At 71.8% G+C, this 19,867-nt stretch carries 21 protein-coding genes; 5 read left to right on the top strand and 16 right to left on the bottom strand.

Annotated elements, in window-relative coordinates; all coding sequences use genetic code 11:
* Nucleotides 1-91: 91 nt before the first annotated feature.
* The 3 genes from NJE57_RS19620 to NJE57_RS19610 all read right to left on the bottom strand — a co-directional run bounded on the left by NJE57_RS19620 (nucleotide 92) and on the right by NJE57_RS19610 (nucleotide 3,487).
* Nucleotides 92-1,309, bottom strand: a complete 1,218-nt coding sequence (locus NJE57_RS19620; RefSeq protein ID WP_319030166.1) for a hypothetical protein — start codon at nucleotides 1,307-1,309, stop codon at nucleotides 92-94.
* A gap of 270 nt (nucleotides 1,310-1,579) precedes the next feature.
* Complete coding sequence (locus NJE57_RS19615; protein ID WP_319030165.1) at nucleotides 1,580-2,365, bottom strand: hypothetical protein; 786 nt, start codon at nucleotides 2,363-2,365, stop codon at nucleotides 1,580-1,582.
* Between the two features lie 135 nt (nucleotides 2,366-2,500).
* Entirely contained in the window at nucleotides 2,501-3,487 is a 987-nt protein-coding gene (locus NJE57_RS19610; protein ID WP_319030164.1) for a hypothetical protein, read from the bottom strand.
* A gap of 189 nt (nucleotides 3,488-3,676) precedes the next feature.
* Here NJE57_RS19610 and NJE57_RS19605 point away from each other — a divergent pair, with 189 nt between their 5' ends.
* From NJE57_RS19605 to NJE57_RS19595, 3 genes are all read left to right on the top strand, one after another.
* Nucleotides 3,677-4,432, top strand: a complete 756-nt coding sequence (locus tag NJE57_RS19605) for an ABC transporter ATP-binding protein (RefSeq protein ID WP_319030163.1) — start codon at nucleotides 3,677-3,679, stop codon at nucleotides 4,430-4,432.
* Nucleotides 4,429-6,993: an FtsX-like permease family protein gene (locus NJE57_RS19600; protein WP_319030162.1), complete on the top strand. Its 2,565-nt coding sequence runs from the start codon at nucleotides 4,429-4,431 to the stop codon at nucleotides 6,991-6,993. Before NJE57_RS19605 ends, NJE57_RS19600 begins: the two co-directional genes overlap by 4 nt.
* A gap of 78 nt (nucleotides 6,994-7,071) precedes the next feature.
* The gene (locus NJE57_RS19595; protein WP_319030161.1) at nucleotides 7,072-7,977 is read left to right on the top strand and encodes a hypothetical protein; all 906 of its coding nucleotides are present in this window, start codon (nucleotides 7,072-7,074) and stop codon (nucleotides 7,975-7,977) included.
* Here the strand turns inward: NJE57_RS19595 and NJE57_RS19590 are convergent.
* Nucleotides 7,974-8,303, bottom strand: coding sequence for a DUF4229 domain-containing protein (locus NJE57_RS19590; protein ID WP_319030160.1), 330 nt, complete (start codon nucleotides 8,301-8,303; stop codon nucleotides 7,974-7,976). The two genes, NJE57_RS19595 and NJE57_RS19590, sit on opposite strands and share 4 nt — an antisense overlap.
* 39 nt (nucleotides 8,304-8,342) lie before the next feature.
* On the opposite strand from NJE57_RS19590, the gene NJE57_RS19585 reads away from it, so the two are divergent.
* On the top strand, nucleotides 8,343-8,504 hold the full coding sequence (locus tag NJE57_RS19585; RefSeq protein ID WP_017837921.1) for a hypothetical protein: 162 nt from the start codon (nucleotides 8,343-8,345) through the stop codon (nucleotides 8,502-8,504).
* Here NJE57_RS19585 and NJE57_RS19580 read toward each other — a convergent pair.
* The 6 genes from NJE57_RS19580 to NJE57_RS19555 all read right to left on the bottom strand — a co-directional run bounded on the left by NJE57_RS19580 (nucleotide 8,501) and on the right by NJE57_RS19555 (nucleotide 12,487).
* Nucleotides 8,501-9,022: a protein-tyrosine-phosphatase gene (locus NJE57_RS19580; protein ID WP_319030159.1), complete on the bottom strand. Its 522-nt coding sequence runs from the start codon at nucleotides 9,020-9,022 to the stop codon at nucleotides 8,501-8,503. The genes NJE57_RS19585 and NJE57_RS19580 overlap by 4 nt on opposite strands.
* Nucleotides 9,023-9,286: 264 nt before the next feature.
* Nucleotides 9,287-10,063, bottom strand: coding sequence for an enoyl-CoA hydratase (locus NJE57_RS19575; protein WP_319030158.1), 777 nt, complete (start codon nucleotides 10,061-10,063; stop codon nucleotides 9,287-9,289).
* Nucleotides 10,064-10,178: 115 nt separating this feature from the next.
* On the bottom strand, nucleotides 10,179-10,313 hold the full coding sequence (locus NJE57_RS19570; RefSeq protein ID WP_319030157.1) for a hypothetical protein: 135 nt from the start codon (nucleotides 10,311-10,313) through the stop codon (nucleotides 10,179-10,181).
* Between the two features lie 63 nt (nucleotides 10,314-10,376).
* Entirely contained in the window at nucleotides 10,377-11,036 is a 660-nt protein-coding gene (locus NJE57_RS19565) for a dTDP-4-dehydrorhamnose 3,5-epimerase (RefSeq protein ID WP_319030156.1), read from the bottom strand.
* 91 nt (nucleotides 11,037-11,127) lie between these two features.
* Nucleotides 11,128-11,679: an LpqN/LpqT family lipoprotein gene (locus NJE57_RS19560; RefSeq protein WP_319030155.1), complete on the bottom strand. Its 552-nt coding sequence runs from the start codon at nucleotides 11,677-11,679 to the stop codon at nucleotides 11,128-11,130.
* 1 nt (nucleotide 11,680) lies between these two features.
* Nucleotides 11,681-12,487, bottom strand: coding sequence for an SDR family oxidoreductase (locus NJE57_RS19555; RefSeq protein WP_319030154.1), 807 nt, complete (start codon nucleotides 12,485-12,487; stop codon nucleotides 11,681-11,683).
* A 236-nt stretch (nucleotides 12,488-12,723) separates the two neighbouring features.
* Here NJE57_RS19555 and NJE57_RS19550 point away from each other — a divergent pair, with 236 nt between their 5' ends.
* Nucleotides 12,724-13,551: an oxygenase MpaB family protein gene (locus NJE57_RS19550; protein ID WP_319030153.1), complete on the top strand. Its 828-nt coding sequence runs from the start codon at nucleotides 12,724-12,726 to the stop codon at nucleotides 13,549-13,551.
* A 39-nt stretch (nucleotides 13,552-13,590) separates the two neighbouring features.
* On the opposite strand, the gene NJE57_RS19545 is transcribed toward NJE57_RS19550, so the two are convergent.
* From NJE57_RS19545 to NJE57_RS19520, 6 genes are all read right to left on the bottom strand, one after another.
* The gene (locus tag NJE57_RS19545; protein WP_319030152.1) at nucleotides 13,591-14,145 is read right to left on the bottom strand and encodes a YdcF family protein; all 555 of its coding nucleotides are present in this window, start codon (nucleotides 14,143-14,145) and stop codon (nucleotides 13,591-13,593) included.
* Entirely contained in the window at nucleotides 14,142-15,128 is a 987-nt protein-coding gene (gene rfbD, locus NJE57_RS19540) for a dTDP-4-dehydrorhamnose reductase (RefSeq protein WP_319030183.1), read from the bottom strand. The genes NJE57_RS19545 and rfbD overlap by 4 nt, the downstream gene beginning before the upstream one ends.
* Before the next feature lie 134 nt (nucleotides 15,129-15,262).
* Nucleotides 15,263-16,144 (bottom strand): glucose-1-phosphate thymidylyltransferase RfbA, encoded by an 882-nt coding sequence (gene rfbA / locus NJE57_RS19535; RefSeq protein WP_319030151.1) that lies wholly within the window; start codon nucleotides 16,142-16,144, stop codon nucleotides 15,263-15,265.
* Nucleotides 16,141-17,169 (bottom strand): dTDP-glucose 4,6-dehydratase, encoded by a 1,029-nt coding sequence (rfbB, locus tag NJE57_RS19530; RefSeq protein WP_319030150.1) that lies wholly within the window; start codon nucleotides 17,167-17,169, stop codon nucleotides 16,141-16,143. Before rfbB ends, rfbA begins: the two co-directional genes overlap by 4 nt.
* Nucleotides 17,170-17,179: 10 nt before the next feature.
* Complete coding sequence (locus NJE57_RS19525; RefSeq protein ID WP_319030149.1) at nucleotides 17,180-18,334, bottom strand: YihY/virulence factor BrkB family protein; 1,155 nt, start codon at nucleotides 18,332-18,334, stop codon at nucleotides 17,180-17,182.
* A gap of 343 nt (nucleotides 18,335-18,677) precedes the next feature.
* Complete coding sequence (locus NJE57_RS19520; RefSeq protein WP_319030148.1) at nucleotides 18,678-19,634, bottom strand: hypothetical protein; 957 nt, start codon at nucleotides 19,632-19,634, stop codon at nucleotides 18,678-18,680.
* Between the last annotated feature and the right edge of the window lie 233 nt (nucleotides 19,635-19,867).

The following is a 19,867-nucleotide window of genomic DNA, read 5'->3' as shown; positions in this document are numbered from 1 at the left end:
CACTTCACCCCGAGGCCTTCTCATCATGTGAGACGGCCTCGGGGTGGACGTGGTCACCGGCGACCTGCGCGGCCGCCGGGAGTTCGTGGCCTCAGCCGCGACCGTTGGCGACGGTCGGGCCGGGGGCCTGGACGGTGCTCGGGGCACCCGCGGCGACGGTCGGGGCGGTCGACCCGGCGGAACCACCATTGGTGCTCGAGCCCGGCAGGGCCGGCAGTAGAGCGGTCGAACCCGGGGTCGACGACCCGCCGCCCAGCGCCAGCCCGAGACCGGCCAGGCCGAGCAGGGCGATGCCGGTGAAGGCGAGGCCGGGGGCGAGGTTCCCGAGGGAACCGGTGTCGATGGACGAGCCCGGCACCTCGACCTGCGCGACGGTGTCGAGACCGCCACCGGTGGTGAGGTCGCCGCCGACGGTGGTCTCACCGTCTCCGGTCGAACCGGCCTGTCCCCCGGTGTCCATCAGGGATCCCAGCGGTCCCAGGCTCTGCGTGTCGAGCCCGCCGGTGACCTCACCGTTGGCCTCTCCACCGGCGGTCCCGGACGAACCCGGCATGCCCAGCGATCCGGTGTCCGGGACGTCGGTGTCCGGGGTGTCCGGGGTGTCGGTGCCCGGGGTCTCGCCACCGAGGCTGCCGAGGTCGATCTGGCCATCGGCGCCACTGCCGAGCGGGCCGGTCGGGGTCTCGCCCGGCGCGTCGGGCGTGGTCTCGCCCGTGCCGAGCGATCCGGTCACCATCTCGGTCGCGGCCTCCCCGCCGAAGGAACCGACGATGCTCACCACGGCCCCGAGGATCGCGTCCGTGCCGGCGGAACCGGTGGTGACCTGCCCGCCGGCCTGGGCCTCGCCGCCGAGGCTGCCCTCGACGGCGCCCGCGGAACCGGCCTCCGCTCCGGCGCCGGCCGGGGCGGAGCCATCGACGTTGTTGATCGTCAGGGTCACGGGGACGGTGACGGGCGCGCCGGCGACCGTTCCGACGACGGACACGGTGTACACGCCCGAGGCCACGGCGGTCCCGGAGACGACGCCATCGGCGTAGGTCAGGCCCTCGGGCAGGCCGGTGACATCCGTGATGACGATGCCGGCCCACTGGCCCTGCCCGACGAGAGCCTGGATGTTGAACGAGTAGGAGGCGCCGGCGTTGAAGGCCGGGGCACTCACGGCGACGGTCTGGACGTCACCGCGCACGGTGGGGGCGTCCGGGGTGGCGACGACGACGCCGCCCACGAGTGCGACCGCCGCAGCGGCTGCGACGGGGGCGACGAGGCGACCCCGGACGATACGACGAGGGCGGGCGAGGCGAGCACGCATCGACTGGTTCCTTCCGGAGGGGTTCGGATCACTCACTCCCCGGATATGGGAGCGCAGACCATTACCCGTGCAACTCTAACCCCGTACACATCAACTGTCTACTCCTGACTCAACATTCACTTCCACCTCGTTAGCCCCACTGGTAACACACGCCTGGGGTATCAAGCTCCGGATGAAGGGCGACTGATCGCCCGGCTCCGACCCCGGAGACGACTGTGGCCCGGCCCCCGTCAGGGGACCGGGCCACCAAGGCTCGGGGTGTGGGCGCGGTCAGGCGCCGGGCGTGGGGACGCTGGTGGGCAGCGCCACGGTTCCTGTCGCCGCACCGGGATCCACCGACTGCGCGGAACCCGTGTCGTCGCCGTCCGCCGCGGGCGTCGAGTTCGTGGTGGAGCCGGACGTGGACACCGGTGCGCTACCGGCGGGAGCGACGGTTCCGGTGACGGTGGTGACGGGATTGCCGTCGCCGTCGACGATCACGGTGACCGGCGGCAGGACCATCTCGCCGCCGAAGATGGAGGTGCACAGCGGGTCGGTGAGCGATCCCGCCTGACCCACCAGCGCCGCTCCCCCACCGGGGCCCGCGACCACGTCGAGCAGATTGGGGAAGGAACCCAGGGCCGAGGTGACGAGATCGAGAACCCCGCTCGGTATGCCCGAGATCCCGAACAACGGGTAGAACTTGGCGACCGAGCCACCGAGATCCGGGAGTTCGCACGTCGCCTCGGACTCGGGGGCCAGGTCGCCGAGGCTGCTGTCCTCCGCGCTCCCCGAGTCGAGGCTGCCGCCCTCGCTGGAGCCCACCTCGTCGTCGTCGCCCTCACCGCTGCCACTGTCCAGGCTGCCACCCGCGAGACTCTCGCCTCCGAGACTGCCGTCCTGCAGGCTGCCCGCACCCAGGCTGCCGGTGTCCAGGCTCCCCGCATCGAGGCTGCCCGCGTCCGAGCTCCCGGAACCGGGCCCCGGGATGTCGTCCTGGGCACCGGCGACCGGAACGGAGAGTGCGACCACCGCGAGCGCGGCGGCAGAGGCGGTGACGATTCTGCGCGTGGACATTGCGAGGAGACCCCTTAGCTGGCGACGGACGCTGCGATGCGCCACCACTGGCCGGGGGCGCCTGCTGTCGACCACAGGACTGTATCCCGCCGGGCCGTCCCCCGGGGAGGCATTGTCGCGGTACGTCCTGATGCGTCAGCCGCCGAGGCTGCCGGCCCCTGTCGTGAGCAGTCCGAGGAGAGCGGACGGGGAGGCTCCGGGAACGGTGGCCCCCGCGGTCTCGCCGTCGACCGCTCCGGCGGGCTCGCCGCCCAGGAGTGCCGGGGAGATCGTGCACAGGAGCTGCCCGGCCGAACCCAGATCGTCCGTCGAGCCGCTCTCCCCGAGGATGGAGGGGAGCAGGCCGACGACGGCGTTGACCAGGACCAGGATCAGCCCGGAGGAGGCCGAGTCGTCGCCCCCGGTGATCGCCGGCAGGAGGCGGGTCAGCGACGCGCCGTCCGTCTCGCCCTCCGTCTCGCCACCGAGGATCGCGCACAGGTCGGGCGAGGTGACCGCTTCGTCGTCGGTCACGTCAGGGGTGACCGCGTCGCCCTCGGCCGACTCACCCTCGGTCGACTCGCCCTCGGCCGGCTCGGCCACCGGGGAACCGGGAACCGCGGAGAGGGTCGGGGCCGGCTGGGTGGTCGTCGCGGTCGCGGGGTCCTCGGCGGCGGCGGTGGCCGCGGGGTCCTCCGTGGCGGTGGTGGTCGCGGCCTCCCCGCCGGCGCCGGGGGAGTCGGTCACGGTGACGGTGAGCTTCTCGGACTCGGACACCAGGCCGTTGGAGACGGTGACGAGCACGTCGTAGTCACCCGCACGGGTGGGTGTCCCGGAGATCACCCATCCGTTCTGGGTGAGACCGTCGGGCAGGCCGGTGACCTGGATGGTGGTGCCGGCCGGGATCGCCCCTCCGGCGGCCTGTGCCACCACGGGTTCGAGGTCGAGGTTCACCGGGACCCCCAACTCCATCTCCTGGGCGGTTGCGTTCTGGGCCAGGAGGATGTCCCCGGCGACCACGTCGGTGGGGGCGGACACGGCCACGACGGTCCCGCCGCCGACGACCGCGAGCGCGGCGAGGGCGCCACCGAGGGCGAGTGATCGTGTGCGGGGGGCGGAGCGATGGGGGCGGCGCTGGAACATGATTTCACCTTGTCGTCCTGGGGGCGGGCACGACCGGGGCATCCCAGTCACACCAGTACCTTACGTCACATCAGTCACATGAGCCACAGGCTCGCCCGGGCCTCCGGGCGCTGGCCCACACCGGCGGTCACGGCCCACCGGCGGTCAATACACTCGGCGCCGGATGCAATCGCCGAAGGAAGGACCCCCGTGACCCCACCCCCCGAGATCGCGATCCGGGCACACAGCCTGCGCAAGACCTACTCGCACGGCCGCGTCCGGGTCCGGGCCCTGGCCGGAGTAGACGTGGCGGTGGACAAGGGGCGATGGACCGCCGTGATGGGCCCGTCCGGGAGCGGCAAATCCACCCTCATGCACTGCCTGGCCGGTCTCGACACCCCGGACCACGGCACCGTGGCCATCGGCTCCACCGAGGTCACCCGCCTGGGCGATGCCGGCCGCACCCGCCTGCGCCGCACCCGGGTCGGCTTCGTGTTCCAGTCCTTCAATCTGGTGCCCTCGCTCTCGGTGCGCGAGAACATCGTGCTGCCCGTACGTATGGCGTTCCGTCGCCCGGACCGCACGCGACTCGACTCCCTGGTGGGTGAACTGGGAATAGGCGACCTGCTCCGCCGCCGACCACACGAACTCTCAGGCGGGCAACAACAGCGGGTGGCCATCGCCCGCGCACTGCTGCCGCAGCCCGACGTGGTCTTCGCCGACGAGCCGACCGGGAACCTCGACTCCGAGTCCGGGGAGGCGGTGCTCGGGTTGCTGGGGGCGTGCGCGCGGGAGGCCGGCCAGACGGTCGTCATGGTCACCCATGACGCCCACGCCGCCGCGTACACCGACAGGGTGCTGGTCCTGGCCGACGGGCGTATCGCCGACGAGGTCGACTCCCCCACCCCCGACACGATCGACACCGCGATGCGCGGCCTCACCGGCCGCCGCCCGGCCACCGCGTGAGCCCCCGGCTGATCCTGGGTCAGCTCCGCGCCCACGCGGGTCGCTACCTGGGCACGATCCTTGCCATCGCCGTGGCCGTGGGGTTCGTCCTGGCCTCGGTGGGCGTCCTGCGCACGATCTCCGCCAGCGCGGACGCCACCTTCGGGATGCGCTACGCGGGCACCGCCGTGCTCGTGCAGAACCTCGGCGACCGCACCTCCGCCGGAACCGACGCCAGCCGCGAGGAGGCCGCCGAGGCGCAGCGGCGCGGCCTCGAGGCGATCGGATCCACGCCCGGGGTCCGGGCGGTCACGGTCGACGCGCAGACGTACGTCCGGGTCCGTGCGGAGGGACGGGCCCAACAGATGACGACGGCGACGGCGCTGGCCCCCGACGACGACCTGCGCTGGCAGAACCTGGCGTCCGGACGCCTGCCCGCCGGGCCGGGCGAGGTGGCCGTGCGAGCGGACTCGGACATCCCGCTGGGTGCGACGTTCGAGGTCCAACCGTCCGGACGCTCCGATCCCGCCCCGGTCACTGTGGTGGGCATGTTCGATCTGTCGGGTCAACCGGACCTCAAGGCGGCGTTCCCGCTGTACACCGTCGACGAGCAGGTCCAGCAGTGGTCCGCGTCGGGCGCCGGCGGGGACGTGCGCGTGGCCGGAGACGGCTCGGTCCCGGACACCGCCCTCGCTGCGGAGATCGAGGAGCGGCTGGCCGGGATCCCGGGCACCTCGGCCGTCGAGGTCTCCACCGGCGCGGCGGAAGCCGACGCGCTCGCCGAGTCGTTCGTCGGCAGCCGCGACGTCTACACCCGGGCCCTGCTCGCGTTCACCGTCCTGGCCGTGGCGGTGGCCGCACTCGTGATCGGCACGACCTTCGCCGTGGTGTTCGCCGCCCGCGTCCGCGAGACCGCGCTGCTGCGCTGCCTCGGCGCCTCGCGGTTCCAACTGCGCCTGTCCGGGGCCGCGGAGGCGCTGGTGGTGGCCGTGCTCGCCACCGCGGCCGGACTGGCGTTGGGCCGGGCGGGGGTCTCGGCGGCCTCGGACCTCGCGCCGCGGCTCGGGGTGACGATCCCGCTGCAGGAGGTCACCGTGCCGGCGGGCGCGTACGCACTCGCCGCGGCGGTCGGGGTGGGGGTCACCCTGCTCACCGCCCTCCCCGCGCTGTGGCGGGCCACCTCGGGCAGCCCCCTGGAGGCGCTCAGGCCGGCCGACGTCCGGCCCGACCCGTGGTGGCGTCGTCTCGCGATGGTCCTGGCGGGATCCGCGGTCGCGTTGGTGGGCTGGACCGCGATGAGGTCCGCGGTGGACTCCCGGTCCGTGGTGGAGGCCGGCGCCTGGGGCGTGCTCACGTTCCTCGGCGTGCTGGCCGTGACCGCCGGGGCCCTGCCCACCCTGCTCGGGACGATCGGCACCGCCGTCGGAGTTCTCCTCGGCCCCGTCGGTCTGCTCGGCGCGCGCAACACCGCACGCAGTCCGCGCCGTACGGCCGCCACCTCGGCCGCCGTACTGGTGGGAGTGACGCTCACCTCGACCATGGTCACCGGGATCGCCCTGCTGGGGCCCGCCATCGAGTCGCGGCTGGTCGACCGCGTCCCGCTGGACGTGACCGTCACCGCACCCGACGGGATGCTGCCCGACGGACTGCCCGAGCAGCTGGCGGGCCTGGACGGGGTGGCGGAATCCCTCGTCGTCGTCGACATGTACGCCCGCGACGATCAGGGCAGGCGCACGGTCCTGCGGGTGGCCGAGCCGTCCCGCATCGCACAGGTGATGCGGCGCGACGTGGTCCTACCCGGCCCCGGCGAGATCGTGCTGCCGGAGTCCTCCCCCGTGGCCGCGGGCGCACGTGACGGCGACACCGTCCGGTTCACCTTCTTCTCCGACGACGACGGCCGGGACCTGGTGGTGCGCCGGACCAGCGACCAGTGGGCCCTCGCCGCCCCGGGCAGCGTGCCCGACTGGCCCGTGGCGCAGCTCCCGGACGGGTCCCCGTGGCCGGAGGGACAGGAGATACCTCAGCAGTTCATCCCCCGCACCGAGCAGTGGCTTCGGATGGACGACGGCCTCGAGGGCGAGCGACTGGAGGCCGCGCTCGACGGGGTGCGCTCGGCGGTGGTGGACGCCGGTCCGTCTCTGGCGGTCACCGAGACGTTCGCCTCACGGGAGCAGATCGCCGGCTCCGTCCGGACCGTCCTGACCTCCAGCTCCCTGCTGCTCGCGGTGGCGGTCGCGCTGGCGCTGGTCGGCGTGGTCAACACCCTCACGCTCGCGATCCGGGAACGCACCCGCGAGATCGCGCTCCTGCGCGGCGTCGGCGTCACCCGCACCGGCGTGTGGCTCATGCTCGTGCTGGAAACCCTGCTGGTGGCGTCGTGTGCATCGGCTCTCGGGGCGGTCCTGGGGGCGACGTTCGGCAGGCTCGGCGCCGTCGCCCTCGTAGGCCCCGGGACAGCCGGTAACATTCCTGTCCCGGTGGCCGATCTGCTCATGGTGGGGGCCGGAGGCGTCGCTGCCGCCGTCCTCGCCGCCGTCGTTGCCGCCCTCGGGGCGGTCCGCGTGCGAGTCACGGGGATCTGACCCCGCCGCCCACGGGCACCACGCACGGTGACATTTCTTTCGGTGGCCATCCTTTGACAGAACTGAGACACTATCGTTATGCGAACTCGGGTGCTCCTGTCCGCCGGCGCGATAGCGCTGGTAGCGGCGTCGTGCGCTCAGACGGAACCGCAGGTCCTCTCCGAAGCCCCGCGGTCCGCCTCTGCCACCGAACTGACCTCCGCCGCCGAGCCGACCGAGCGGGAATCCCAGCCGGGGCGGTTCATCGCCCGGTGCGCCACCGAGGCCGACGGCGGCACCCCGGGGATGACCATCTTCACCGACGGCACCCAGAGCGTCACCGACCACTGCCTCAGCCGGTACTACATCGGGGTACAGCCCGCCCCGGGCGCACTATATGTCGCCGACGAGGACACGGGCACCTACGCGCCCACCCGCCAACCACAGCCCGAGCCCACCACCGATCAGTGGACCCCTGCGCAACCCCGGACCGACGCCGGGACGCGGGACCCCTGGCTGCAGGACGCCGACGGCGACGAGCCGGACGAGGACCGGGACCAACCGGACAGTGGTGAACCCGGCGACGGTGAGCCGGGCGACGGCGAACCGGACACCGACGCACCGGACGAGGGCGACACCGACGAGACCACGCCGGAGACCCCCGTGACGTCGCCGGAGGGCCCGACGCCCACCACCACGCCGACCTCTCCGGGCGGCACCGTGCCGACCACCCCCGGCGGCGACGGCGACTCGACCACCCAGGCGGGATCCGATCCGGTGACCCCTGGATCCGCGCAGCCGTCCCCGACTGCCGTGCCGACCGGCGGCCAGGACACCGGGGCCGTGGGATCGACGCCGCAGACCTCGGTGCCCCAGACGTCGGATCCGCAGTCGTCGGTTCCGTCGCCGTTCGGGTGGGCGGGATCGACGGGATCGCAGAGCTCGGAACCGCTCCCCGCCCTCCCCTGGCGCGCCCCGACCCCGACGGGCAGCGCGGGCAGCTAGGCCTCGTCCATCCGACGTCGTAGGTCCTCGCGCTTCTCGCGACGCCCGGAGTCGACGGCCGCGATGTCGGAGTTGATCTCGGCCCGCAGACGGGTGAACAGGATCATCGACAGCGGCAGCGCCACCACCACGGAGAAGATCGCCGCGACCAGGACCGGTACGTCCACCCCGGCGACTCGGCCGATACCGATGATGAGCAGTGTCAACGCCACCACCATGAGCAGGCGCAACACGGTGTAGAACACCATGTTGCGGGCCAGGCGTGCACCGGGCGTGGTTCCGGTCGGCGCCTGTGCCGGGATCGTTGTCTCGTCTCGCTCGCTCATGAACACCAGGATACGTATCGTGGTGGGAAGGAGGTTCGAGTGATCTGGCTGTTCGCACTCATCGGAGTGGTAACCGTGGCGATCCTGCTGTGGCGGGCCTTCGGGCCCGGGTCACGGCCGGCCCCGCCGCGCGTCATCGCCCCGGATGACGACCCCGATTTCCTACGCGATCTCGACGGGCGCAAACCCCTCGACCCCTAGCGGGCCAGGAGCCGCACGATCGAGTCGATCGCGTCGCTGATCTGTGCGCCGGTCCGGTCGAAGACCTCCGGTTCGCGGCCGATCGGATCCTCGACGTCCCACGCCGGGTCGTCGGTGTCCAGGCCCAGACGAGCCCGCGCCAATCCCGCGAGGGTCAGCGCCGCGTCGGAGTCCCCCAGATGAGCGGCCTCCAGGATCGTGTACGTCTTCTTCCACAGCAGCGGGGCCATCTCCTGCACCGCGTCGCGATGGGCGCGGGTCGCCGTGAGGACGAGGTCGCGCCCCCGGAGCAGCCGGGGCGAGATGAGCCGGGAGGCGAAGCCGTCGCCGCTGCCGCCGTAGCCCTCGAGCACCCGCCGGGTCTCACGGTGGATCTCCACTCCGTTGACCGCCCTGGTCCCGGCGGAATCCACGACCACGTCCAGTCCCGCCTCGGCGGCCCGCGCGGCGAGCAGTCGCTCGGCCAGCGGCGACCGACACATGTTGCCGGTACAGACCGCCATCACCGAGATCGCCATGGCGCCGATCCTAGACCGCGCCCGCGCCTGGTCGCGCACCACCGAGCCTGCTGCCGTGGCGACCGGCCGGCCCGCCAGTCGCCGCAGCCGCCCCCTCCGTAGCCGCCCCCTCCGCAGCCGCCCCTGGGCATGCACTCCCGCGTGAACCGCGGTACACGCGGGAGTTCATCGCCGGGGGCGCCTCTGCTCGGAGCGAGCAGGCGCGGGAGCGGATGCCCGGCCGGGTGAGCGGGCGCGGCCGGGCCGGAGTTCGCTGACCCCGGCTCACTCCCCCCGCCAGTGTGGGGTGCGCTTGTCCAGGAACGCGCTCATCCCTTCCTGGGCGTCACACGTGACGGCATTGGTCGCCATGGTCTCGGCCATCTCGCGGTAGGCCTCGTCCTGCGGGAGGTCGATCTGCCGGTAGAAGGCCTGCTTCCCGATCTCCAGGGTCAGCGGGCTGGCGTCGGCGATCCGGGTGGCCAACTCGTCGACCCGGGCACGGAGCTCCTGCGCAGGCACGGCCTCGTTGACCAGACCCCACTCGACCGCGGTCGCGGCGTCGATGGTCTCGCCGGTCAACAGCATCTGGAGCGCACGCTTACGGCCGATCGAGCGGGAGACCGCGACCATGGGGGTCGAGCAGAACAGTCCTATCCTCACGCCCGGGGTTCCGAAGCGCGCCGAGTCGACGGTCACCGCGAGGTCGCACGTGGCCACCAGCTGACACCCGGCGGCGATGGCGTGACCCTGCACCTCGGCGATCACGGGCTGACGGATCGCCTGGATCGACTCCATGAACTCGACGCAGGTCTCGAAGACCTCGCGTTCCTGTTCCAGGGTGCGGTCGATCATCTCGCCGATCTCGTGCCCGGCGGACAGGGCCGGACCGGAGCCGGTCACCACCACGACTCCACACGACGGGTCCTCGCCGAGCGCGCGTATCGCTGCGGTGGCCTCGCGCATCATCTGCAGCGAGAGCGGGTTCCGGCGCTCGGGCCGGTCGAGGGTCACGCGCGCGATCGGTCCGCTGCGCTCGACGAGGACGAAAGGGGTGCTCACTGGGGCCTCCGGGAGGGACGGGAGTGCGTGTCCCCCGGTTCTACCCCGTCGGAGGGGTCCGTGGTGCCGGAGCGGCGGCGGACGCCCCCGGTGGTGGTTCCCGGCGCGGTCCCACCTACCGCGCGGGGGCCGGGTGTTCGCCGCCGCACCACTGCTCGGCGGGCACGGACGCCTTGACGTCCGCGACGTGCTGGCCGCAACCGTCCCAGGTGGTCTTTCCGCAGACGGCGCAGGTGACTGGATAACACATGGTGGCCTCCTTCGTGAGGGTCCTCGGCCCGGCCGGGCGCCGTCCGATACCCCCTAGGGTATGTCAGTGTGCGTTCGGGCGCCACTCGTCATCGACACGACCGGTGGCCCGCCGGAGATGCTCCACGTACTCACCGCAGTCCTCCCACCGCGGCAGGCGCCCGGCCGCCGCGACGTCGAGCAGGCTCGGGGCGTCGCGGTCCTTGTCGCTCATCACGTGCGAGATCGGGGTGCCGTCCAGGGCGACCGACGGCCAGTCGATCGAGATGTGCGGGTCGAAGGGGTCCACCACGTGCTCGGCACCGGGTCGCCACCCCTCCGAGCACAGGTACATCACCGTGGACTGCGGCTCCAGTGCGAGGAATCCGTGCGCCACGCCCTCCGGAACGGAGACCGCACGCTGGTCGACAGAGTCGAGGATGACCCCCGACCACTCGCCGAAGGTCGGCGAACCCAACCGCACGTCCACCACCACGTCGAACACCGTGCCCGACGGGCACAGCACATACTTGGCCTGACCTGGGGGGACCTCGGCGAAGTGCAGCCCGCGGAGCACGCCCTCTCCCGAGACCGACACGTTGACCTGCGCGAGGTCGAACCGGTGACCTGTCATACGGCGGAACGCGGGATCGGTGAAGGCCTCGTGGAACACCCCTCGGTCGTCGGAGATCTGGCGAGGGGTGACCTCCCACGCCCCCGTCACACCCAGCTCACGTAGCTGCACCCCGGTCCCGCCTTCCTGATCGCCGGGCCCCTGTCGGCGCCTCGCCTGATCGCACCACCCTAGCGGGCGACCCCCGGCTCGCCTGCGTGCGTCAACCCCGCATGGCCTCCACGATCTGCGCGGCCGACCACTCTCCGATGAGCAGGCAGTCCATGGCGGAGTCCTGGGTACCCGCGTCCTCGCGCCACCCGGTCACCACCAACTGGAAGACATAGGTCGCCTCGTCGTCGCTCCATCCCACGATCAGGCTCGAGGTGGCCATCTGACCGGGCTCGGCCGTGTAGGTGCCGCGGACGAATCGGTAGATGCTGCGTACGGCGCCCGCATCCTCGTCACCCTCCCCCGCGACCTCCTCCAGCAGTGTCCAGTCGGGGAGCACCTCGGCGGTGGCGACGATCTTGGCCACCGCGTCGTCGGTCGACATGGCCGGCGCGACGCGGGCGCAGGTGGCCACGGCGTTGGGCGAGAACCCGTCCCGGTGGGCCCCCGGGTCCACGTAGATCACCGCGGAGGGCTCGGGGGACTCGATACGCTGCCACGGCGCACTGTCCACCCAGGTCAACGGCTGTCCCGCCACCGCCATCGGCGGACTCGCCTCGAGCGTGCGTCCGGTCGAGGCGCAGAACTCCTGGATCGATGTCATCTCAGCCCTGGAGCCCGGCACCGACGATGTGGGCACCGCCGTCGACGACGATCGTCTGCCCGGTGATCCAGTGGGCGTCGTCCGAGAGCAGGAAGGACACGGGACCGGCGATGTCGTCGGCGACCCCCAGCCTGCCGGCGGGCAGGGCGGCGGACATCTGCTCCTCACGGCCCGAGTACAGCGCCTCGGCGAAGCGGGTCTTGACGACGCCCGGCGCAACCGCGTTGACCCGCACCGAGGGGCCGACCTCCACCGCGAGCTCCTGCGTCAACCGCATGACCAACGCCTTGGTGGCGCCGTACCACCCGATACCCGGCGAGGGTGCCAGGCCCGCGATCGAGGCGATGTTGACCACGGCCCCGCCCCGCTCGCCGAGCCCCGAGTGGTAGACCTTCTGCGTCCAGGACAGCGTTCCGAGGGCGTTGACCTCGGTGATCTTGCGCGCGGCCGCCAGGTCCACGTCGACCGTCCGACCGAACACCGGGTTGATGCCGGTGTTGTTGACCAGCAGGTCCACGGGGCCGAAGGCCTCCTCTGCCCGGGACAGCACCTCGCGCTGGTGGTCCTCGTCGTCGGACTTCCCCGCCACCGCGAGCACCCGGTCCGGCGCACCGAGCTCGGCCACCGCCTCGTCGAGGCCCTCCTGTCCGCGCGCGGTGATGACCACCGACGCCCCCTCGGAGAGCAGACGCCTCGCGATGCCCAGGCCGATCCCGCGGCTGGCGCCGGTGACGAGCGCGGTCCTCCCGGCGAAGCGGTCGGGGACGACGGGGCCGGTACGGGGGGCGGGAAGGGGGGAAGAGCTCACGTGGCGTCTCCTGAGGTGAGTCGGGGCCCTGAGGGCGTGCAGTCCCAGCCTAGAGGCCGTGTCCCCCTCTTACGTTCACGGGATTTCCTCAGCCCGCGCCAAGGGAATTCCACGCGAACGCGGGGGCGGGCGTTAAAGTTGTCGCCACGTACCATCCGGCCGTCACGCGCGGCGCCACAACCCCTCAGGGCGTACCCATGTCACCACTTGCTCGACGCGGTGCAACGGACACTCCCGTGTGCTCGATCCTCGATATCCCCGGCCCCCGCTGGTTCCACCCGGGCGACCCCGTCTGGCGTGTCCACGGCGACGCCGCGACCCCGATCGGCATCACCACCGGACTGCTGATGGTGACCGCCCACCCCGCCTTCGCCGCGGCCCTCGCCGCCGCGGACGCGGTCGAGAACCCCTGGGCCGCCGACGACTACCTGCACGATCTCGTGGAGATCACCACGTTCGGCACCGTCGACGACGCGATGGTGACCATCGAGAACGCCCACCGCGACCGCTGCATGCTCTCCGGCACCACCGAGCACGGTGAGTACTACTACGGCTCGGACCCGGAACTCGTGGAGTGGGCACATGCGGCCCTCACGTGGGCCCTGCTGGCCGCGTTCCAACGCTTCACCGCACGACCGCTGACACCGGCGGAGTCCGACGAGTACGTGCGCCAGTCCGCCGGGGTGGCGCACCTCCACGGCACCCGGACCTCTCCGACGACTGTCCGGGAGCTCGAGCAGCTGCTCCGTTCCTCCCGAGGTCGGGCTCGAGCGACCTGCGCGGGACGACTGGCCGCGACCCGTCTACGCGAGACGGCCCGCGCGTGCAAGGGGGTCGGTGGCACCTCGATCACGGCCCACCGCTCCTGCGTGACGGTGGTCGACGCCGCCGCCAGCCTGGTCCCCTCCGACGTACGCCGCGCGCTCGACCTGCCCCACCGCCCCATGGACAGGACCGCCGTGTTCGGCCGGATCACCCGGGCCCACGAGGGTCTGGGGGCCCCGATGCTGACCACCCGCGCGCCCATCGCGGTGCCGTCCGCCATGCGTTCCCGGCCCGCCTGAACCGGCCCGCCCGACCCGCCGCGCCGTCACCAGGGGCCGTCACCAGTGGCCGTTGAGGCGGCCCTTGACGAACCCCGCGAGCTCCCAGACCGCGTGCACCGGGAGCATCGGCCAGTCGACGCGCTCGATCGGCGTCATCCTCACGTCCAGCCCCGTCGCCCCACGCATCCACAGGCCGGCACGCAGGGTGTGGGGACGGTTGGTGACGACGAGGATGCGCTCCCATCCCCGGGCCCGGGCGATCGCGGCCACCGCCTGAGCCTCGCCCCACGTGGTCCGCGGCTCGGGGGCGAAGCACGCCACCTCCGCGTCGGCCGGGCGGGCGATGCCGGTGCACAGCCGGCGGGCGATCCGTTCGGAGTTCCCACCGGGGTTGCTCACCAGAAGCTCGTCGGCATATCCGGCGTCCACGAGATCGCGGGCGTAGAGGTGGCGACCGTCGTCGGCGCCGGCGAGCATGACCACGGCGTCGGCGCGGGCCGGTTCGTCCGCGCGGGGCTGCAGGAGGAACGCGCCCCAGGCGCTGAGGGCGAGGGCGGCGACCGTGGCCACTGCGGTGGCGGCCACGGCCGCGCGGCGAAGATGCCGGTTCACCCCGGTGCGTCACTCTCCGGCACGGGACGTTGCGGATCCGACGACGACGAGGCTTGCCCCTCCGATCTCGTCGCCCAGTCGCGGGTCGACACGAGATAGCTCATCCCGGGAACGAGGTCATCTCGCCAGTCATCGATCGGACTCAGGCCCAGTTCCCGCCAGGCCCGGTCGGCGAGGACGGAGAACCCGGGCCGCGGTGCCGGTCGGGGGAACTGTGCACTCGTGCAGGGGCGTACTCGCTCAGGGTCGGCCCCGAGCTGCCTGAACACCGTGCGGGCGAGCTCGAACCAAGTCGCCCGCCCGCCGCCCGTGACGTGGTGTGTCTGACCGCGGCGGTCAACCCTCCCCCCTTTCTCGGCAGAGAGAAGACTGAGGAGCTGCCCGGAGAGGGTCCCGACGGAGGTGGGTGAGCCCCACTGGTCGTGAACGACATCGATCGTGTCCCGCTGGGATTCCAGGCGGATCATAGTGGCCACGAAGTCACTGCCGGGCTGGTTCCGTATGACCCTCCACGCACCGGTATAGAGCCACGACGTTCGCACGACGGTCGTCTCCGGGTACACCTCGAGCGCGGCCCGCTCCCCCTCGAGCTTGGTGCGACCGTAGACCGTCACCGGCTCGGTGGCGTCCATCGGCTCGAGCCCGGGAGCGGTCGCCGGGTCGCCTCCTCCGGGGATCTCGCCGGAGAAGACGTAGTCGGTGCTGATGTGAATCAGGCGGATCCCGCGGTCTCGGCAGGCCACCGCCAAGTCGCGAACGCCGTCGCTGTTGACCGCCCGCGCACCCGCCTCGTCGGCCTCGGCGCCGTCGACATCGGTGTACGCAGCCGCGTTGATGACCGCCTCCGGCGCGTACCGATCCAGCGTCGCCGCGATCGACTCGCGCGCGGTGAGGTCGAGCTCATCGCGGCCCGGGGCGTCGGCCACACGGGACAGCTCCCGACCGAGCTGACCGCGACCGCCGGTGACGAGGATTCGTGGCAGGCCGCGGGGGCGGAAGGGCCCGCGCGACCCCTCTGCAGGCGCTCCTGCCGATGCACTCCCGCCTGCGCTGCTGCTCACGCGGGAGTGCATCGAGGGGAGCGGCTGTGCAGGCGGATCGTCGGGACGGCCGTTGCTCACAGGTGCCGGCCCTTCTCGCGGCGGAGCATGTCGAGGAGGTAGGCCCCGTACCCCGATTTCCTGAGGTCGTGGGCGCGGGTGATGAGCTCGTCGTCGTCGAGATACCCCATCCGCCACGCCACCTCCTCCGGGCAACCGATCTTCAGTCCCTGCCGGTCCTCGATCGTGCGGACGTAATTGCCCGCGTCGAGCAGGGAGTCGTGTGTGCCGGTGTCCAGCCAGGCGGTACCCCGCGGGAGCACCTCGACCTGGAGGCGGCCGGCCTCGAGGTAGTGACGGTTGATGTCGGTGATCTCGTACTCCCCGCGCGGGGACTTACCGAGGCCGCGTGCCACGTCCACCACGTCGGCACTGTAGAAGTAGAGGCCCGGGACGGCGAAATCGGATGACGGGTTCTCGGGCTTCTCCTCGAGGCTGATCGCGCGGCCGTCGGAGTCGAAGTCGATCACGCCGTACTCACTCGGGTTGGAGACGCGATAGGCGAACACCGCACCGCCGTCCGGATCGGCGAACCGCCGCAGCTGCGTGCCCATGCCGGGGCCGTAGAAGATGTTGTCCCCCAGTATCAGCGCCACCGGCTCGCTGCCGATGTGGTCCGCCCCCAGGACGAACGCCTGTGCCAGACCCTCGGGCGCGGCCTGCTCGACGTAGCTCAACGTGATGCCGAACTGACTGCCGTCGCCGAGCAACCGGCGGAACTGCGGCGCATCCTCGGGGGTGGTGATGAGCAGGATGTCGCGGATGCCCGCCAGCATGAGCGTGGACAGCGGGTAGTAGATCATCGGCTTGTCGTAAACCGGCATGAGCTGTTTGCTCGTGGCCAAGGTGAGCGGGCGCAGGCGGGTGCCGCTGCCGCCGGCCAGGACGATGCCCTTCACAGGACCTTCTCCGTCCGCGCGTACTTCGCCTCGACCTGCGCCTTGACCGGCTCCCACCAGTCGCGATTGTCGCGGTACCACCCGATGGTCGCGCTCAGCCCCTCGCGCAGGTCGGTGTGCTGCGGCTGCCACCCCAGCTCGTCGCGGGTGGCGGAGGCGTCGATGGCATAGCGCAGGTCGTGCCCGGGGCGGTCGGTGACATGGTCGAAGCCCGGATCGCTTCCGGCGCCGGAGGCACCCATGAGCTCGCAGATCAGCCGCATCACCTCGAGGTTGGAGCACTCGCCGTCAGCGCCGATCAGGTAGGTCCGGCCGGGCTCTCCGCGCTCGAGGATCGCCAGGACGGCGGAGTTGTGGTCGTCGACGTGGATCCAGTCGCGGACATTGGCCCCACTTCCGTAGAGGCGTGGGCGGACGCCCGTGAGGATGTTGGTGATCTGCCGCGGGATGAACTTCTCCACGTGCTGGTACGGACCATAGTTATTGGAGCAGTTGCTGAGGGTTGCTCGCACACCGAAGCTGCGGACCCACGCGCGCACGAGCATGTCCGCACCCGCCTTGGTGGCCGAATAGGGGCTCGACGGGTTGTAGGCGGTCTCCGGGGTGAACTTGGCCGGATCGTCCAACTGAAGGTCGCCGTACACCTCGTCGGTGGAGACGTGGTGCAGTCGGACGTCGTGACTGCGGCAGGCCTCGAGGACCGCGTATGTACCGACGATGTTTGAGTGCACGAACGGCCACGGCGTGGCCAGCGAGTTGTCGTTGTGGCTTTCGGCGGCGAAGTGCACCACCGCGTCCTGCGGTCCGGTGAGCCGAGCCACGAGCCGGTCCGTGACCACCGGGTCCGCGCAATCGCCCTCCACCACCTCGACGCGGTCGGCCGGCAAGCCCGCCAGGCTCGCGCGATTGGCGGCGTAGGTCATGGAGTCCAGAACGGTCAGGTGGGCATCCGGGTGCTGACGGACCACGGTGTGGACGAAGTTGGCGCCGATGAACCCGGCTCCCCCGGTGACGACGAGGCGCATGCGTCCAACCCTACCGTCGCGGACGGGCCGTCTCGGCCGGCTCCGCGACCTCGACGTTCGCGTCCTCAGCAGAGGAACCGGGCTCGGCGGTGGGGGCGTCGGGGCTCGGGGTACCGGACATCGCGGCGTCTGCGCTGGGATCGGCGGCGGGGTCGGCGGCGGGGTCGGCCGGCTCGCGGCGGAGCTCCCGGTAGTCGGCGAGCATCTTGGCCCGCCGACGCGCGAAGAAGTCACTCGCGGTGGTGTCGCGCGGGGTCACCTGCACGGCTTCCTCGGCCGGGAGACCAGCCCGGAGCTGCCGGACGCGCAACACCTCCGTGTCCAGCCGCGCTCCGTAGAGGACGGCCATGTTGACGAGCCACAGCCACAGCAGGAACACGATGATCCCCGCGAGCGAGCCGTACGAACGGTTGAAGTTACCGAAGTTGGAGACGAAGAAGCCGAATCCGGCCGTCGCGATGGCGATGATGAGCAGGGCCGCGGCCGCACCCAGGGACACCCAGTGGAACTTGCGTCCGGCGACGTTGGGTGCGAACCGGTAGAGGATCGCCAACGCGAGAACCGCGGAGACGAGGGCCCCGGGCCACTTGGCCACACTCCACACGGCCAGCGCGGTCTCGCCGAGCCCGATCCACCCGCCCACGGTCTCGGCGATGGGGCCGGTGAACACCAGCGCCAGCCCGCCGGCGGCGACGAGGACGATGAGCAGCGCCGTGAGCACAACCCCCACCGGCAGTAGCCGCCAGGGCGGCCGGCCCTCCTCCACGCCGAACACGGCGTTCATCGCGCGACCCAGCGCCCAGACGTAGCGCGACGCCGTCCACAGCGCGATGACAGAACCGACTACGAGCGCGGTGCCGGCGGCCTGGGTGGTGACGACGGCCTCGATGGGGCCGCGGATCGGGTCGAGCACCTCCGGGGGGGCGATGTCGGAGAGCATCTCCATGAGGGCGTCGACCGTTCTGGCCCCCTGCCCGAACACGCCGAGCAGCGAGACCACCACCAGCAGCGCGGGAAAGAGTGAGAGCACTCCGTAGAACGCGAGCGAACCCGCTTGGTCTGGGCCCCGGTCGCGGAAGAACTCGCCCACCGAGCGTTCGAGGACCAGTCGAACGGTCCGCAGTCGTCGTCGTACGGTCGGCGGGGGGCCACCGGAAGTCGTCATATCCCGATTGTGGCTGCTCGACCGTGAGTCCGGCCACACGCCGCGCCCACAGCCCGTCCACAGCCCGACCACAGCGCAGCCTCAGCGCCTCCCGCGCGTCCCGCGCCTCCCGGTCGGCGTCTGCTCGTGCGCCTGCTCGCTCCCCGGGACATAGCCCTTCCGAAGATCCACGCAACCCCGCACATCCGCTCTCTTCTATGAACACGCGCGTGAACCGCTGCGCAGGCGCGAATACAGGCCCGGGAGCGGCTGAGGCTGTGGCTGTGGCTGCGGCTGCGGCTGCGGCTGCGGCTGCGGCTGCGGCTGCGGCTGCGGAGGGCCATCGGCGTGTGGCACCAGAGGGTCACCCCACCCGCCGCGGCCCGAATCCCGAGCTCTCGCGAATCCGCATCGCACCTCGGACGATCCCCTCGATCCGGTCGTCACGCCAGTCCGGCCACTGCCACCGCTGGACCATCAGTCCCAGGGATTCGAGCCCGTTCTGCCGTGCCTTCTCTGCGCGCAACCTCCGGCGGACGGCCACCTCGCCGTCGTCGACCTTGTACTTTCCAAGGCCATCGCATTCTGCGACCAGCTGCCACTCGTCCCAGTACATGTCGACCCGGACAGTGCTCCCGTCCGGCAGGGTGAACTCGATCTGGAGTTCGGGCACGGGCAGGCCGGCGCGACTGATCGAGACCCGGCTCAGCGATTCCAACACCGACTCGGCACGCCCGTCCGCGAACGCGACGACCGCCCGAGCCCGGCTGATCCCCGTCCGACCGGCGGCGGCGACCGTGTGGGCGGTGAGCTCGTCGCGGGTACACAGATCACGACGCAGCGCCTCGTCCGCCGCGCAGACCGCACCCGCGAAGTTCCCGGTCCGGGCCACATCGATGATCGTCCGGGCCGCAGTCGTCACGGGGATCCCGTCCACATCGACGACCGCATCGACGAGATCGGCGTTGTAGCAGACCCCTCGGTCGCCCCGCCGGCTACCGCTTCCCGGGCGGTGCCGCGTCGTGACCACGCGGCCAGTATCCAGTCCGTGCACCGGCAACCCGTGCATCACCAGCGCCGAGGTGTGAGACAGCGCCGTCCCCGAGGCGATGTGCAGAGCCGCGGCCCGCGAACGGAGCTCGAGAAGCGCCTCGTCGGCCGCCGGCCCCGTCGGCAGCTCGGCTCCGAGGGCGTACACCCCGTGACGGACACGCGTGAGGCTGCCGTGTCGTTCGGCGTACTCGCGCGCCCGGCGGCTGTACCCGCGATCGAGCAGGTCGGCCGCCGTAAGGATGGCGGGTCGGTGCTGGTCATCGTCCACGCCACGCAGTATCGCGACCGGTCGGCCGGGGCCAGGGGTTCTGCGAGGTGGAAGGGCCGAGGCTGTGGATGAGCCAGTGCGTGTGGAGAACTCGAGCCGCCTGGCACTCGGCGGCATCTTCCGGCCAGGGCTGACCGTGCCATCCCGTGGCACTACCCCGTGCCGAAGTCTCGTGCCACAGCCTCCTGCCGAAGTCTCGTGTCACAGCCGCTCCCGGGCATGCACTCGCGCGT

Origin of the sequence: Dietzia sp. PP-33 (assembly GCF_033790845.1) — a bacterium.
Lineage (GTDB): Bacteria > Actinomycetota > Actinomycetes > Mycobacteriales > Mycobacteriaceae > Dietzia.
Note: the sequence above shows the minus strand (reverse complement) of the source record. Positions and strands in the feature narration are given on the sequence as shown.